The organism is Pseudomonas mandelii (assembly GCF_900106065.1).
Taxonomy (GTDB): Bacteria; Pseudomonadota; Gammaproteobacteria; order Pseudomonadales; family Pseudomonadaceae; genus Aquipseudomonas; species Aquipseudomonas mandelii.
Map to the genome: position 1 here is coordinate 6,960,267 of NZ_LT629796.1, position 16,544 is coordinate 6,976,810.

Sequence of the window (16,544 nt, forward strand, 5' to 3'; positions counted from 1 at the left end):
CACGGTTCGCGCGAGTGCCATCCGTTTGTTCATCAAGCATAGATCCAGATCAATGAACCTCGCGGGCAAGGCGATTACCCTCGCGGACTTTTGCGATCGACACTGCCATGACGCTCCTTGCCCCAGAACTGCTCGCTCCCGCCGGCACCTTGAAAAACATGCGATACGCCTTCGCCTACGGTGCCGATGCGGTCTACGCCGGCCAGCCGCGTTACAGCCTGCGGGTGCGCAACAACGAATTTGACCACGCCAATCTCGCGCTCGGCATCAAAGAGGCACAGGCCCAAGGCAAGCGCTTCTATGTAGTGGTGAACATTGCGCCGCACAACGCCAAGCTGAAGACCTTCCTCAACGACCTGGCCCCCGTGATTGCCATGGCCCCGGACGCTTTGATCATGTCCGACCCGGGCCTGATCATGCTGGTGCGCCGACACTTCCCGCAGATGCCGATTCACCTGTCGGTGCAGGCCAATACGGTGAACTGGGCCAGTGTCGAGTTCTGGCAGCAACAGGGCTTGAGCCGGATCATCCTGTCCCGGGAACTGTCACTGGAAGAAATCGCCGAGATCCGCCAGCACGTCCCGGCGATGGAGCTGGAGGTCTTTGTCCATGGCGCGCTGTGCATGGCCTATTCCGGCCGCTGCCTGTTATCGGGCTACATGAACAAGCGCGACGCCAATCAGGGCAGTTGCACTAACGCCTGTCGCTGGAAGTATTCGGCGACGCAAGCCACGGAAAATCAGCTCGGTGAAATCGTTCAGCAATTCCAGCCCGAGCCGACCCTGGGCATCGGCGCGCCGACCGATCAGGTGTTCCTGTTGCAGGAAGCCAATCGCCCGGACGAATTGATGCCGGCCTTCGAGGACGAGCACGGCACCTACATCATGAACGCCAAGGACCTGCGCGCCGTGCAGCATGTCGGGCGGCTGACGCAGATGGGCGTGCACTCGCTGAAGATCGAAGGCCGGACCAAATCGCACTTCTATTGCGCACGCACCACGCAGGTCTATCGCCGGGCGATTGATGATGCCGTGGCCGGCCGCGAATTTGATCGCAGCCTGATGACGGATCTGGAGTCCCTGGCCCAGCGCGGCTACACCGAAGGCTTCCTGCGTCGGCATGTGCATGACGAATACCAGAACTATCAGCACGGCAGCTCGGTTTCAGAGCGCCAGCAGTTTGTCGGCGAGTTGACCGGCGAGCGCCGTGATCGCCTGGCGCAAGTGAAGGTCAAGAACCGGTTCAGCCTGGGCGATCACATGGAACTGATGACGCCCCAGGGTAATTTCCACTTCGATCTGCATCAGTTGCAGAACATCAAAGGTGAAGCGATCGAAGTGGCGCCGGGGGATGGGCACACGGTGTATGTGCCGATTCCGGATGCGGTGGATTTGAAGTTCGGGTTGTTGATGCGGGATGTGGGCGTGTAGATCCGTACCAAAGATCGCCGTCTGCGCCCGCGCCTACGCAAACTCCTCACGCAACATCGCCACAAACGCTTCCCGCGCCGGGTGAACCCCGGCGTTTTCATGCCAGTAAAACAGGTTGTCGATCGCCGTCAGCTCAGGGAACTCAAACCCCGCGCACCCCGCCCCTTTGGCGTACTGTTCAAACACCCCTTTGGGCACCAGCGCGACGCCGGCCCCGGCGCTGACACACCCGACTATCGCGCCATAACTGGCCAGACTGACAATCGGCAGCGCCTGCCCCTGCCGCAACAACCAGTGCTCCAGCGCCGCCCGGTAAGGACAGCCTTGCGGCCACATGAATACGGTCTTGCCCTGCAAGTCGGCGATATCGCGCACCGGTCCCAGGGATGTCGAGGCTATAAGCAGCAGCTCTTCGCGGTACATCGGTGTGCGCCTGAGTTGCGAGCGCTCGACATCCACCGCGACGATCGCGCCGTCGAGCCGATGATTGAGGGTGTCATCGAGCAGCTGGCTCCAGGTTCCGGTGGTCAGTTCCAACGCGACGCCAGGATATCGCTTGTGAAACTTGGCCAGCAGACGCGGCAGGCGACCGGTGGCCGAGGATTCGATGGCGCCGATGCGTAGCGGGCCGGACGGTTCGGCCGAAGGGTCCACCGCCCGTTTGGCTTCAACAGTCAGCGCCAGAATTTTCGAGGCGTATGACAGAAACGTCTGGCCCGCCGGGCTGATACGCAAGCCTCGGCCCTCGCGTAGAAACAGCGCCACCCCCAACTCGGCTTCCAGCGACTTGATGCGTGCCGTGATGTTCGACGGCACGCAATGCAACAGCTCCGCCGCCCGGGCGATGCTGCCGACCTCGGCAACAGTCTTGAACATGCGAATCTGCGCCAATTCCATACATCACCCAAAGTGAACAGTTGTTGCAGTATAAGTCAGTTGTTGCGAATGATCAGACTTCTGATACTCGGTGCATCAACCCACCGGGAATCGACCATGAAGCCCTCCACGCACACCCTGAAAATTCTCCTGGCCATGGCGTTTGTCGTCGCCTGCTGGGGCTTCTCACCGACCGGCATCCACATCGGCTTGCAGGCGTACGACCCCGGCCACTTGGCGCTGCTGCGCTTTCTGATCGCATCGGTGTTCCTGGCGGTCGTCGCCGCCTTCAAAGGCATCAGTCTGCCGAAGCTTGGCGATCTGCCGTTACTGTTCGTCCTTGGTTTTTTTGCCGTGAGCCTTCACCACGTCGCCTTGAATATCGGCCAGCAAAATGTCAGCGCCGGCGCCTCCAGTGTGCTGGCGCAATCGACCCCGTTGTTCAGTACCTTGCTGGCGCGTTTCGTGTTCAAGGACCGGGTCAGCGCCTGGCGCTGGGGGTGTGTCTTGTTGGGATTGATCGGCGTGGTGATTGTGGTGGCCGGTGATCGAGGGCTGGGCAGCATGGATGCGCACGGGTTGCTGATCTTGCTGGCGGCGGTGTCGTGGAGTTTCTACTTCGCCTTGCAAAAGCATCATTGCGCTCGCTACAACGGGTTGACGCTGGTCTGCTACACGGTCTGGTCGGGCACGGCGCTGTTGCTGATTTACCTGCCGGGGCTGGCCGGCAAAGTCGCCAGCGCGCCGATGCAGGTGCAAATGACCGTGGTTGCCTTGGGCGTGTTTCCCAGCGCCCTCGCCTACCTGGCCTGGGCATTTGTACTGGCCCACATCGATTTGAGTCGCGCGACCATGACGCTGTATCTGATTCCGCCCACCGCCATGGCGATTGCAGCGTTTGCCTTGGGCGAGCAGCCAACGTTGATGGTCGGGATAGGTGCGATGGTGGTGCTGATCAGCGTGCTGGCGTTGAATCTGGAGCGGCGTTCCGCCGTCATCGCGGCGCCGCCCGCCCGGCCATGACTGCACGCCATGCGAATTAAAGAATCGCCTGGCGATGCCGACGTCCTCTGTTCACATGAACGTGACGCTATCGCCTGGAAATGCTTATGAACCGTTTCGCTGCTGCCTGTGTGCTAGGGATATTGTCCGGTTGCGCCAGCCCGCCACCCGCGACTCCCGCCACACCTCCCTACCGGCAGCCGGTACTGACGGTGCAAGAAGTGTTCAAGAAAACGCCACTGGAAAACTCGGTGATGCGTAACGGCGATACCCTCAGCTTTCAAGTCCACACACCGGCTTACACTCGCGATGGTTTACCGAGCGTTGTACAGCTGCAAGCGGACTGCAAGGTGCCCGATGTCAAACTACTGTTCCTCGACAACTTCCCCATCGCGACGACGGATGGCAGCCACCAACACACACCGCTGACCGTACTGATTCCCAAGGAACTGGCAACCGAACTGGCCAGCAAGCCGCACTTCAGCGAAGCCTGTACGCGCACCGCAGCGTCGGACTGGCGCATTGTCCATCGCACTGAAGCCGCTCGCTGGGTGATGATCGACGTCAACAGCCTGAAAATCGAGGGCAACGTCAGGCGGTTCTGGGGCGGATTCGACGAACCCGTGCTGCTCACCGACAAGCCCAACCTGCAACTGTTCGGACAGACTCGCGAGCGCTACGAAGTCGATTGCGCACGCAAGACCTATCGAGTGTTGAGCTCATTCCAGCTTGGCCCGAATGATCGGGTGTCCATGGGCGGGGTACTGAACAACCCGTCGCAGGCCTTCGTCCAAGGCAGCGCGGACACCCAGACCTTGCTGAGCGCTGCGTGCACCGCACCCTCGCAGCGCTCGACACTGCCTGCGTATGTCGCCCGCGCCAAACTTCCGCTGAGCTACCAGATAGAACCTGTGTCCGCTTCGGTATTGAAAGCCATCACCGATTTAAAGCTTGCGCCGCCCACCCGGACACTCAAGCGCACGGTGTCGAAGATCAATAACACGCACTTTTATTTTTCAAACTCAAGCACGGAAAATGCGCTGGTGTTCGACACCGACGCTCAGAGCGGACAATTGCGCGAGCGCCGGGAACAGGCTCCCGTCGGCCGGTACATCGTCAGTTTCAGGGGCTTGTTGCCACTGGCAGAACAATACTCGCTGACAGAGAGCAAGCGAAACAGACCACCGTTATCCACCGTCACCGACACTCAGCAATTGAGTTTCACCGGCGATTGGCAACGCATGCCGGTGGGTGCGTCACTGGAAATGCGTGCCAGCAAACGGGAACGAAGCACCCTCGACGACGAAACAATGAAACGGGAAAGTGTGCAGTGCACCGTGCAGCGTGTGCTCGACGCAGCCCAGGTCAACAGCGAACTGAAAGGCCCCGCCAAAGAACTGCGCTGTCAGTTTGACCTTGGCCAGAAGCTCAAACGTGACAGCAAGATTTTCTACCTTGAAGACTACGCTTACTTCTTTGTGTCCTCGTCCACGTTAGGGGGCACCGAGAGTCGAGTCAGGCTGGTCAAGGTCGAACAGTAAAGAAAAACCCGGCACAGTGGCCGGGTTCTTTTTATCGCCTGTCATCGGATAAAGGGGTTGGCTCATCCGCCGGCGGTACGTCCTCGTCAGCAGCCGGATCCTTCCAGTCTTCGGGTCGATCGGCGTCTGCGGCCGCCGGGTCCAGTGAAGGGTCCCTGCCAGGCGGAGCATCGTCATCCAGCGTCGGCTCGTCAGTGCCAGGCATGGGTCTGGTGGGGTCGGTATTGGGTGTTCCACCCTGGAGCATTGAGTCGTTTGCCATGACGCACCTCACTGATGAGGTCCAGAAAATCCGGGCCATACTCGTTGGAAGCGGGTGCGGGAATAGCGTGCTATCAACTGGACAAACGGTTGTCAGGCACCGGCCGAAAACCGGTCGCGGCTGTTGGTCAGGTGCAGCCACATGGCGGCCCGCGCAGCGTCCGGATCCTGGCGTTTGATCGCGTTGAGAATTGCCTCGTGCTCGAGGTTGGCCAGTTGCCCGAGTTTGCTCAAATCCGCCGCGCCACGTTCGGCGGCATTGACTCGGGTCCGGGGAATCATGGCGCTGCCCAGGTGCTGCATGATTTCGGTGAAGCACACATTGCCGGTGGCTTCGGCGATCAGCAGGTGGAAGCGCTTGTCGGCCTCGACGCAGCTGTCATTGTTGGCGAGCAGGCTCTGATAGTCGTCGAGCGCTTCGCGCATCTGCATCAACTGCTGATCGGTACGACGGCTCGCCGCCAGCGCGGCGGCCTGGGTTTCCAGGCCCATGCGCAACTCCAGAATGCTGCGCACTCCCAGCGCGGTATCGACATTCAATCGCAGCCCCTGCTCCGGTGCGCGCTCCAGCACGAAGGTGCCGATGCCGTGACGGGTTTCCACCAGGCCTGAGGCCTGCAACTTCGAGATCGCCTCACGCACCACGGTGCGGCTGACCCCGTGCTCCTGAACAATCGTGTTCTCCGACGGCAGCTTGTCTCCCGGCAACATCTGCCCGAGCAAGATGCTCTGGCTCAGTTTGGCCACCAGGTCATGGGCCAGGTTGTGGGTGCGCTTGCGGGCAGGCGCGTCGAGGTCTTCTTGCATGGCGATCATCCGGAAGCAGGGCTAACGGAATCGTAGCACTGCGCTCAGCTGGAATCCCAAGAAAACCACGACCAACTTGTATGACAACACTCAACAATCGGCTAAAAAAGACCGTTATTTAAGGCGCCACTCATCAGCAAAAAAGTGAGCACAGCGAAAATAAACGCCATTTTATTAGGTCAGACTGCTTGCAGGACAAAAAAATGTAGTTGTATGATGTCTATCAACACAACAACATCCAGCCACACCCCGCATAAAAATAATCAGTGGGAGAAAACCAAGTGAATACCTCCATATCCGGGATGCACGAGGGCGCCGATTCGGTCCTGAAGTCCGCCATCTCGAAAGTGAAACGCCATGTCCTACCGCTCTTCGTCATCATGTTCATCGTCAATTACATAGACCGCGTGAACATCGGCTTCGTCCGCGCCCACATGGAGCAGGACCTGGGCATCGGAGCTGCCGCCTACGGCCTCGGCGCCGGCCTGTTCTTCATCGGCTATGCGCTGTTCGAAGTCCCCTCCAACATGCTTTTGCAAAAAGTCGGCGCCCGCATCTGGCTGACCCGCATCATGCTGACCTGGGGCCTGGTCGCGGCCGGCATGGCCTTCATCCAGAACGAAACCCACTTCTACATCCTGCGGTTCCTGCTGGGCGTGGCTGAAGCCGGGTTCTTTCCCGGGGTGATCTATTACTTCACGCGCTGGTTGCCTGGCGTCGAGCGTGGCAAAGCGATTGCCATTTTCCTCAGCGGTTCGGCCATTGCCTCGCTGATCTCCGGCCCGCTGTCCGGTTTGCTGTTGCAGATCAGCGGATTCGGGATGCATGGCTGGCAGTGGATGTATTTCATCGAGGGGATGTTTTCAGTCGGGCTGTGCGTGTTCGTGTGGTTCTGGCTGGACTCCAAACCCCACGACGCCAAATGGCTGACCCGCGCCGAGCAAGATGCGCTGGTCAAAGCCATCGATGACGAACAACTGGCCCGGGAAGCAGCGACACCGATCAAGCCGTCGTTGGGCACGTTGCTCAAAGATCGCCAGATCATCCTGTTCTGCCTGATCTACTTCTTCATCCAATTGACCATTTATGCCGCGACCTTCTGGCTGCCGAGCATCATCAAAAAGATGGGCGACCTCAGCGACATTCAGGTCGGGCTCTTCAACTCGATCCCGTGGTTGCTGTCGATCGTCGGCATGTACGCCTTCGCTTCGCTGTCGGCGAAATGGAAACACCAGCAGGCCTGGGTCGCCGCCGCCCTGCTGATCGCGGCAGCCGGGATGTTCATGTCGACCACGGGCGGGCCGATCTTTGCCTTCGTGGCGATCTGCTTCGCGGCGCTGGGCTTCAAGTCGGCCTCGTCGCTGTTCTGGCCGATTCCTCAGGCTTATCTGGATGCGCGAATCGCGGCGGGCGTCATCGCGCTGATCAACTCGGTGGGCAACCTTGGCGGCTTCGTGGCACCGACCACGTTCGGTCTGCTGGAAGAACATACCGGGTCGATTCAGGGCGGGCTGTATGGCCTGGCCGCGACATCGATCATCGCCGCGATCATCGTCTTCGCCGCGCGCAACACACCGAAAACCGCACCCGCCGTTGCCTTGGGCAAACCAGCGCCCAATCACGCCTGAATCTCTGTGTTGAAGGACAAGACAATGAACCCACAAGACACCGCCAAAGCCCCGATCATCACCAGCATGCAAGTGGTGCCGGTGGCCGGTCATGACGGCATGTTGCTCAATCTGAGCGGCGCCCACGGCCCGTTTTTCACCCGCAATATCGTGATTCTCAAGGACAACGCCGGGCACACCGGGGTCGGCGAAGTGCCGGGGGGCGAGCGCATTCGCCAGACGCTGGAAGATGCACGTTCGCTGGTGGTCGGCAGTCCGATCGGCACGTATCAGAAGATCCTCAATCAGGTGCGCCAGACCTTTGCTGACCGTGATGCTGGCGGTCGCGGTTTGCAGACGTTTGACCTGCGCATCACCATTCATGCGGTCACGGGCCTGGAAGCCGCCCTCCTCGACTTGCTCGGCCAGCATCTGGACGTGCCGGTTGCGGCCCTGCTCGGTGAAGGCCAGCAACGTGACGAAGTGAAGATGCTCGGTTACCTGTTTTATGTCGGTGACCGCAATGAAACCGACCTGCCCTATCGCAGCGAACCGGAGGCCGACAATGACTGGTTCCGCGTGCGCCATGACAAAGCCATGACCGCCGATGCCGTGGTGCGCCTGGCCGAGGCCGCGCACGCCCGTTACGGCTTCAAGGACTTCAAACTCAAGGGTGGCGTGCTCAGCGGCGACGCGGAAATCGAAGCCGTCACCGCGCTGGCCGAACGCTTTCCCGATGCGCGCATTACCCTCGACCCGAATGGTGCGTGGTCACTCAAGGAAGCCATTCGACTGTGCCGCGACCAGCATCACGTACTCGCTTATGCCGAAGACCCGTGCGGGGCGGAAAACGGGTATTCGGGTCGAGAAGTCATGGCTGAGTTCCGCCGTGCCACAGGCCTGAAAACCGCGACCAACATGATCGCCACCGACTGGCGGGAAATGGGCCACGCCATCCAGTTGCAATCGGTGGATATTCCGCTGGCCGACCCGCATTTCTGGACGATGCAGGGTTCGGTTCGCGTGGCGCAGATGTGCCACGAATGGGGCCTGACCTGGGGTTCGCACTCCAATAATCACTTCGACATTTCCCTGGCCATGTTCACCCATGTCGCCGCGGCTGCGCCGGGTGAAATCACGGCCATCGACACCCACTGGATCTGGCAGGACGGTCAGCGCCTGACCAAGGCTGCGCTGCAAATCGTCGGGGGGTGCGTGCAGGTGCCGAAGAAGCCCGGGTTAGGGGTTGAGCTGGATCTGGATCAACTGGCCAAGGCTCATGAGTTGTACAAAGGCATGGGACTGGGCGCCCGGGATGACAGCGTGGCGATGCAATTTCTGATTCCGGGGTGGAAGTTCGATAACAAGCGGCCGTGCCTGGTGCGCTAAACCCTCGCAGCACCAAGAATCCCCTGTGGGAGCGAGCCTGCTCGCGATGAGGCCATAACATTCAACCTCATCGTTGACTGTTACACCGCCATCGCGAGCAGGCTCACGCCTCCAGGGGAAATGGTATTCGTCAGTGTGTCCTGGCCGCTTGCAGCAGCCACTCCTTGAACATCGTCATCGCCGACGTTTCAGGACGCGACTGCAAGCGGGTCAGCCAATAGCAGCCGGTGGTGATACCGATGTCGAACGGTTGCTCGATCGCCCCCGCCGCCAGTTGCCGGGCGAACATCAGCGGCGGCGCCAAGGCAATGCCGGCGCCTTGTAGCGCCGCCTCCATCATGGCCAGCGAGGAGTCGAAGACGATGCTCCTAGGCGCCGGCGTATTGGCCGGTAACCCGGCGGCCAGAAACCACTCGGGCCACTCGTCCGTGCGATAGGAACGCAACAGCGTCTGCTTGAGCAAGTCCGCAGGTTCTTGCAACTGCCCGGCTATTTCCGGGACGCAGAGCACCGACAACGGCGCCTCGATCAGCTTTGACGCCTCGATCCCGTGCCATGCGCCGGCGCCAAACCGGATGGCGTAATCCAGGCCCTCGGCAGCCACATCCACCCGATTGTTGTTAGTCGACAGGCGCAAATCTATGAATGGATGTTTCGACTGGAAGTCCGCCAGTCGCGGCAACAGCCAACCCACCGCAAAGGTCCCCACGGCACCCACGGTCAACACTTCACGAAAATGCCCGCCCTCGAAACGTTCAAGGGTTTCGGCAATCCGGTCAAAGGACTCGCGCAACACCGGCAGCAAGGTTTCGCCTTCACTGGTCAGCATCAGGCCGCGGGGCAAGCGTTTGAACAGCGTTACGTTAAGCTGGGCTTCAAGGCTTTTGACTTGATGGCTGACCGCCGCCGGCGTGACGAACAAATCCACCGCTGCCCGAGTAAAGCTCAAATGGCGTGCGGAAGCCTCGAAGGCACGCAATGCGTTCAGCGGCAGATGAGGACGAATCATGCCCACTCCCAAATTTTTCTAATGGCTAACCCGAAATATCGTCGTTTGTCGATTCTCGCCCGACTGCCTAGATTTGGCGCGCCCATCAGCCATCCGGTGTTGGATCCGGACGGAGTGTAGCGGTTAAAGTAATGGCAACTCATGGAGAGTGATTCCAATCATGTTCAAATTTCAACTGCCAAGACTGGCGTCCCTCAGCGCTTTCGCCCTGTTCCTCGGCGCAAGTCACTGTATGGCCGCAACAAAATCCGACGATCAGCTCGACGCCCTGGTGAAAGCCGCCATCGGGCCGGTCATGCAACAACAGAATATCCCTGGCGTCGCGGTCGCGATCACCTTAAAGGGTCAGCAGCATTACTTTAATTACGGCATGGCGTCGAAAGAGGACGGTAAACCCGTCAGCAAAGACACGCTGTTCGAAATCGGCTCCGTGAGTAAAACCTTTGCCACCACGTTGACGGCTTACGCCCAGGCGAGCGGCAAACTGTCTTTGTCTGACCGGGCCAGCCAGGTGTGGCCTGATCTGCGCGGCAGTGCATTCGACACCATCAGCGTGTTGCAACTCGCCACTTACACCGCTGGCGGGTTGCCGCTGCAGTTTCCTGACGAGGCCGATCATCCAGACAAAATGCTCGCCTACTTCAAACAGTGGAAGCCCGTTTATGCCGCAGGCACCCACCGCCAGTATTCGAACCCCAGCCTTGGGCTGTCCGGTTATCTGGCGGCCAAAAGCATGGGCCAGCCGTTCGATGAGCTGATGGAAAAAAACCTGCTGCCCAAACTCGGCCTCAAGCACACCTATCTCAAGGTGCCGCAGGATCAGATGGGGCTTTACGCCCAGGGTTACGGCAAGGATGGCAAACCGGTGCGGGTGAGCCCGGGAGCGCTGGATTCGGAGGCGTATGGGGTGAAAACCAGCGCGGCGGATTTGCTTCGTTATGTTGAAGCGAACCTGAAACCGGCGACGCTGGAGAAGCCATTGCAACAAGCGATCGCCCTCACTCACAGCGGTTACTACACCGTGGGCGAGATGAGGCAGGGCTTGGGCTGGGAGCACTACCACTATCCGGCCAGCCTCGAAACGTTACTGAGTGGCAACTCGACGGAGATGGCGATGGAGGCGCACAAAGTCCAGTGGCTGAACCCGCCACAACCTGCACAAGACGCGGCATGGTTCAACAAGACCGGGTCGACGGGTGGTTTCGGCGCGTATGTCGCGTTCGTGCCTTCGGAAGACATCGGTATCGTGATTCTGGCGAACAAGAATTACCCGAACGCCGAGCGAATCAAGATCGCTCACAACATAGTGAGTGCCCTTACCGAGTAATCCTCGCCGCTTATCTGTGGCGAGGGAGCTTGCTCCCGTTGGGTGGCGCAGCCACCCCAAAACTATTCAGCACGGTTTATCAGATACACCGAGGTAAATGGCCTTGGGCCGCTTCGCAGCCCAACGGGAGCAAGCTCCCTCGCCACAGGGGTCAATGCTGGCAATAAAAATGGGCGACCTCTTTGGGGTCGCCCATTGTCGTTATTACGTCGGCTCAATGCCGAGTCGGCGCTGGAGCGTCAGGCGCATCGTTCCTCGGATCAAGATTGTCCCGAGCCTGAGCCACCAACAACTCTGCAATCCCCGCCAACTGCTGAATCGCCCCCAGCATCACCCTGTTCGAGCCATCCAGCTTGACGGCAAAATTCACAAGCACCGCATTCAGCGACGCAAGGGTTTCGCTGGCCTGATGCAAGAGAGTGAGGGTGTCGACGCCCGGGGCAACAGACAAGATCTGGTTGATCGGGACGGAACGTCTGGGCTTGCGCACTCGAATGCGGGTGTCGTGCTCGGTCGTGTCGCCCGCCCGGACAAGCTTCAGGTGAGTGGCATCGGTTGGGCGTTGCGGATCATTTTTGCCGAACTTCTTCATAGACGAGGCTCCTTTCTGGCCATTGGTTATTTCGTCCCTGGATCCCTCAGTGTTGCGGACTCCCACGTCCGACCGCGATGGTTGCGGTGGCTGACGAAGGCTAACGGCGCGCTCTGACAGAAACCAGTTCATGAAGTCCGACAGGACTTGCAGGAAATTTCCGAGACCAATGAAATCAGGCCCCCAGCGGTACACGCGGTTTTTATAGCCGCTGTGGAGGATCGATTTGAACCCGATTGTCGACCAATGCAAAACCTGTGGTGCTGCACAATGGCCCCCTCGTTAAAGATTACATACCCCACCCAAACCAAGTAGCATCGCCCTCTTTTTTCTCACCCCACCACCACGCATCAGCCCTCCATACCGCTTATCTGCGACAGGACTATGCTGAATCAGAGCATTAAGGGCTGACCCATGAAAGTACTGTTGGTCGATGATCACGCTGTGGTGCGCATGGCAATCGGGATGATTCTGGCCCGTGAGGGCCATGAGATTGTCGGTGAGTGCGACAACGGTGTAGACGCCCTCAGCAAGGCATTCGAGCTGAAGCCGGATGCCATTGTGCTGGACCTCGACATCCCGCGACTCGACGGCATGGCAGTCATTGACCGGCTGCGCATCGGCGGCAGCCAGGCCCATGTGCTGGTGCACACCGGGCTGAAAAGCCAGGCCTACGCGGCGCAGTGCCTGCGGGCCGGCGCATCGGGCTTTTTGTCGAAAATCGATGATCCGGCAGAAATCGTCGCCGCGCTCAAAGCCGTGGCCAGCGGCAAGACGTGGTTTCCGGTCAGCACGTTCGATTCGGTGCGCAAAAGCGATTTCGCCCACAACGATGCGCAGCTCCTGAGCGCCGTTACCCGCCGTGAACTCAAAGTGCTGCACGGTCTGGCACTGGGCAAGAGCAACAAGGAAATCGCCGACGACATGCTGCTCAGCAACAAGACGGTCAGCACCTATAAAACCCGCCTGATGGAAAAGCTCAACGTCTCGACGCTGCTGGAGCTGATCGAATTTGCCAAACGCAATGATCTGGTCTGACTCATGACCGCGATCCGCCGAGTGCTGCTGGGCGTGCTGATGCTCCTGTCCTATAGCGCGTGCGCAGAACCGCTTTCATTGCTCAGCCGCGCCGCGGACAGCAGCGTCGCGCTCACACTCACGGCCGCGCAACGCCAGTGGCTCCATCAAAATGCCGTGCTGCGGGTTGGCGTGTATCTGCCCGACCGGCCGCCGCTGGATATCACCGCCAATCAAAAGGATTACGAAGGCCTCTCCGCCGATTACCTCGACGTGCTGGCCCGTGGGCTCGGTGTACGTTTGCAGGTTAATCGCTATGCCAGCCAGGAACAGGCGCTGGCCGCGCTGCAACAGGGCGAAGTCGATCTGGTGCCGCGAATCAATCACCTCGAAGCCGTCCGTGCCGATCTGCTGCTGAGTGCACCTTACGCCTACGACCAGGCGGTGTTGATCAGCAAGTTCGGTACGCACTGGCCCGCAGACCACCCCCCGGCCGGCACTACCGTATTGTTCGATCCCGACTGGATTCAGCGGGAACGGGTTGCCTCATTGTTCCCGCAGTTGCAGGTCGAGTCGGTGCACTCGACCGATGAAGGTTTGGGCCGGGTTGCCTATGGCGAAGGAATGGTGCTGCTCACCGACGCCATTTCCGCGCAGTACCTGGTGGAGCGCAGCTATCAGCAAAGCCTTAAGCAGACGATCCAGCGCGACTCCGAAGGCCTGGGCTTCAGCTTTGCGGTACAGCGCGGGAACACGCCGTTGCGCACGCTGCTCAACAGTGCCCTGGCGAACATTTCCCCCCAGGAACGCGGCGTGATTGCCCGGCGCTGGGGCATCGGCGCCAATCCAAGGCTGGGTTACAGCCGTCTGCAATTGACGCCGGTGGAACAGCAATGGATCAAGGATCACCCGCAGATCGATGTGCTGGCCAACGACTTGTATTCGCCCTTCAGCTTTTTCGACGCGGAAGGTCGACTCCGCGGCATGGCGGCGGACTTGCTCGAACTGATCAATGACCGAACGGGGCTGGTGTTCCGTCCGAGCAAAATCACCTCCGTCGATGCCATGACCAGCCGGGCACAACGGGACCCGGTCAGCATCATTGCCGCGCTGACCTACAGTGAACGCCGCGAACCCGGCCTGATGTTCTCCCGCCCCTACGTGATCAACCCCTTTGTGCTGGTGACACGCACGCAACCCGAGCATTCGGGCCTGACGGGCATGAAAGGCCGGCCAGTCGCGCTCGTCAAAGGCTCGGCCGCCGCCAACTGGCTGGAACGCGAGTGGCCGGACATTCAACAGGTCGCAGTGGACGCGCCCATCGAGACGTATGAATTGCTCGCTGAAGGCCGGGTCGAGGGCGTCATCCAGCCGCAACTGGGCGCGACGTACCTGATCGACCGTTTTTTCCGTGGCCGACTGCAAATCGACTCGGTGATCGGCTCCCAACCCGCGCTGATCGGCTTTGCCACCGGGCATCAGAATACCGAACTGGTCTCGATCCTCAACAAGGCCCTGCTCGATATCCGTCCCGAGAAGTTCAGCGACCTGGCCAACCGCTGGCAGAACCCGCAGGAGAGTCAGGGCGGCTGGAGCGCTTACAAAAGCTGGTTCTATAAAGCGGTGCTGGGGCTACTGGTGGTAGTGCTGGCGATCCTGGCATGGAACCGCGGCTTGCGCCGGCAAATCGCCGAACGTCAGAAAGCGCAAAAAGCCCTGAATGACCAACTGGAGTTCATGAAAGTGCTGGTGGACGGCACGCCGCATCCGATTTACGTGCGCGACCGCCAAGGCTTGCTGCTGACCTGCAACCGCGCCTACCTGCAAGTGATGGAAATCGAACTGGAGCAGGTGCAGGGCAAAGGCCTGATCGAAGCAAACATTCTTGCCCCCGACGACGCCTGGAGCTACAAGCGCATTCATCGCGCGACGCTCGACAGCGGCGAGCCGTCCTTCGACAACTTCACCATGACCGTCAACGGCAAGACGTATCACATTTACCACTGGGCACTGCCCTACCGCGATTCCGACGGCACCATGACCGGGGTGATCGGCGGCTGGATCGACCTTACCGAGCAGCAGCATTTGCAGCACGCACTGCATCAGGCGAAGGACCTGGCAGAAGCAGCCAACCGGGGCAAGAGTCACTTCCTCGCGGTGATGAGCCATGAGATCCGCACGCCGATGAGCGCCTTGATCGGCGTGCTCGAACTGATGCGCGACCATCGCTCCGACGCGCAGCTGATCGACATCGCACAAAAGTCCGCGAGCGGCATGATGGAGCTGATCGGCGAAATTCTTGATCTGTCGAAAATCGAATCCGGCAAGTTCGAGCTGCGCAGCGGCACCTGCCATCCCGAGCGATTGGTCAGCACGGTGATTCAGAGTTTCGCCAGCCTTGCGCAGCAGAAAAACGTCGCGCTGGAATTCATCAACCAAGGGCTCGATACCGCAGTGGAGCTTGACTCGCTGCGGTTCCGCCAGATTGCATCCAACCTGATCAGCAACGCGATCAAATTCACTCCGCAAGGTTCGGTGATGGTGCAGCTGTTGATTGAACCGCAAGGCGACCTCGCCCACGTGCGCCTGAGTGTTCAAGACACCGGTGTCGGCATGGATGATAAACAGCGCGAGCGGCTGTTCCAGCCCTATACCCAGTTCGCATCCAGCGACAGCGAGTTGCAGATCGGTACGGGGCTGGGCCTGGCGATCTGTCAGCAGTTGACGCAGTTGATGGGCGGGCGACTGAGCTGCGTCAGCGCGCCGGGACAAGGCTCGTGTTTTACCCTGGAACTCGACGCGGACCTGGCGCCTGACGACGCCCCGGCGCCTTTGGACAGCACTGAACACCTGGCACCGCTGCCAGCGCGCGATATCCTGATCGTCGAAGATCACGAGTTCAACCGCGTGGTGCTGCAACGTCAACTGGAGTCGCTGGGCATGCGCGTGACGTGCGCCGAGAACGGGCTCGAGGGATTGCGGGTGTGGGACCGGGAAATCTTCGACTACGTGATCACCGACTGCAACATGCCACAAATGAGCGGCGACCAGATGACCCGCCAACTCAGGTCGGTCGAGGCCCGGGAAGGACGAACTGCAACCCATGTGGTCGGACTGACGGCCAATGCTCAGCCTCAGGAAATCCAGCGCTGCCTGGATGCCGGCATGAACGACTGCCTGTTCAAACCCGTCACCCGCTCGGCGTTTGAGCGCTATCTTCGCCAGGTCGAACAAGTGCAACAGGCGGCGGCCCCCTGCTTCGATATCTCGAAGGTCAGCGATATTACGGCGGGTGATGCGGCCATGACTCGGCAGTTGCTGGCCACGGTGCTGCGCACTAATCAGGAAGACTTCGACGCCATGCAGGCGCTGTATGCCGCTGGCGATTACAGCGCCATGGGGCGGCGCAGTCACAAGATCCTCGGCAGCGCGCGGATCATCCACGCGGCGCCGCTGATCAGCGCTTGCGAGGAACTGGAGCAGGCGTGTGGCCAGTCGATTCCGCTAGACGCCTTGAGTCGCCTGCATCAGGCCTTTGCCAAGCAGATGCAACGCCTGCAAAACAGCCTTCAAGAGCACCTCAACGGTCGACTTTTGTAGGACGCGTCCTACAAAAAGATAGGAAGCGGCTGCGTTATCCGCCTCGCCCACACCCGGAGAATCCGCGCTCATTTCCATGCAGTCGG

Annotated in this window: 13 protein-coding genes; 8 read left to right on the forward strand and 5 right to left on the reverse strand. The window is 60.0% G+C overall.

What is annotated here, in order from left to right:
- Nucleotides 1-107 precede the first annotated feature (107 nt).
- A complete protein-coding gene (gene trhP / locus BLU63_RS32315) occupies nt 108-1,430 on the forward strand; it encodes a prephenate-dependent tRNA uridine(34) hydroxylase TrhP (RefSeq protein WP_010458660.1) in 1,323 nt (440 codons plus the stop codon).
- A 33-nt stretch (nt 1,431-1,463) separates the two neighbouring features.
- On the opposite strand, the gene BLU63_RS32320 is transcribed toward trhP, so the two are convergent.
- Nucleotides 1,464-2,327 (reverse strand): LysR substrate-binding domain-containing protein, encoded by an 864-nt coding sequence (locus BLU63_RS32320; RefSeq protein WP_083377200.1) that lies wholly within the window; start codon nt 2,325-2,327, stop codon nt 1,464-1,466.
- A 96-nt stretch (nt 2,328-2,423) separates the two neighbouring features.
- On the opposite strand from BLU63_RS32320, the gene BLU63_RS32325 reads away from it, so the two are divergent.
- Complete coding sequence (locus BLU63_RS32325; protein WP_077749989.1) at nt 2,424-3,329, forward strand: DMT family transporter; 906 nt, start codon at nt 2,424-2,426, stop codon at nt 3,327-3,329.
- Between the two features lie 86 nt (nt 3,330-3,415).
- Nucleotides 3,416-4,849 (forward strand): hypothetical protein, encoded by a 1,434-nt coding sequence (locus BLU63_RS32330; protein WP_144443470.1) that lies wholly within the window; start codon nt 3,416-3,418, stop codon nt 4,847-4,849.
- 31 nt (nt 4,850-4,880) lie between these two features.
- Here the strand turns inward: BLU63_RS32330 and BLU63_RS33930 are convergent, their stop codons facing one another.
- Both BLU63_RS33930 and BLU63_RS32340 read right to left on the reverse strand, forming a co-directional pair.
- Nucleotides 4,881-5,111, reverse strand: coding sequence for a hypothetical protein (locus BLU63_RS33930; protein WP_010458652.1), 231 nt, complete (start codon nt 5,109-5,111; stop codon nt 4,881-4,883).
- Between the two features lie 92 nt (nt 5,112-5,203).
- Nucleotides 5,204-5,917 carry a FadR/GntR family transcriptional regulator gene (locus tag BLU63_RS32340; protein ID WP_010458651.1) on the reverse strand — a complete coding sequence of 238 codons (714 nt, stop codon included), beginning with the start codon at nt 5,915-5,917 and terminating at the stop codon, nt 5,204-5,206.
- 281 nt (nt 5,918-6,198) lie between these two features.
- Here BLU63_RS32340 and BLU63_RS32345 point away from each other — a divergent pair, with 281 nt between their 5' ends.
- Nucleotides 6,199-7,545 carry an MFS transporter gene (locus tag BLU63_RS32345; RefSeq protein ID WP_042932191.1) on the forward strand — a complete coding sequence of 449 codons (1,347 nt, stop codon included), beginning with the start codon at nt 6,199-6,201 and terminating at the stop codon, nt 7,543-7,545.
- A 24-nt stretch (nt 7,546-7,569) separates the two neighbouring features.
- Nucleotides 7,570-8,913, forward strand: a complete 1,344-nt coding sequence (gene gudD, locus BLU63_RS32350) for a glucarate dehydratase (RefSeq protein WP_010458646.1) — start codon at nt 7,570-7,572, stop codon at nt 8,911-8,913.
- Between the two features lie 130 nt (nt 8,914-9,043).
- Here the strand turns inward: gudD and BLU63_RS32355 are convergent, their stop codons facing one another.
- Nucleotides 9,044-9,922 carry a LysR family transcriptional regulator gene (locus tag BLU63_RS32355; RefSeq protein ID WP_083377202.1) on the reverse strand — a complete coding sequence of 293 codons (879 nt, stop codon included), beginning with the start codon at nt 9,920-9,922 and terminating at the stop codon, nt 9,044-9,046.
- Nucleotides 9,923-10,082: 160 nt separating this feature from the next.
- Here BLU63_RS32355 and ampC point away from each other — a divergent pair, with 160 nt between their 5' ends.
- Nucleotides 10,083-11,249, forward strand: coding sequence for a class C beta-lactamase (gene ampC, locus BLU63_RS32360; protein WP_083377203.1), 1,167 nt, complete (start codon nt 10,083-10,085; stop codon nt 11,247-11,249).
- Nucleotides 11,250-11,463: 214 nt separating this feature from the next.
- On the opposite strand, the gene BLU63_RS32365 is transcribed toward ampC, so the two are convergent.
- Nucleotides 11,464-11,841: a DUF6124 family protein gene (locus BLU63_RS32365; protein ID WP_042932867.1), complete on the reverse strand. Its 378-nt coding sequence runs from the start codon at nt 11,839-11,841 to the stop codon at nt 11,464-11,466.
- 414 nt (nt 11,842-12,255) lie between these two features.
- Here BLU63_RS32365 and BLU63_RS32370 point away from each other — a divergent pair, with 414 nt between their 5' ends.
- Together BLU63_RS32370 and BLU63_RS32375 are read left to right on the forward strand one after the other, a co-directional pair.
- Complete coding sequence (locus tag BLU63_RS32370) at nt 12,256-12,879, forward strand: response regulator transcription factor (protein ID WP_083377204.1); 624 nt, start codon at nt 12,256-12,258, stop codon at nt 12,877-12,879.
- A 3-nt stretch (nt 12,880-12,882) separates the two neighbouring features.
- Nucleotides 12,883-16,458, forward strand: coding sequence for an ATP-binding protein (locus BLU63_RS32375; protein WP_083377205.1), 3,576 nt, complete (start codon nt 12,883-12,885; stop codon nt 16,456-16,458).
- Nucleotides 16,459-16,544: the final 86 nt, after the last annotated feature.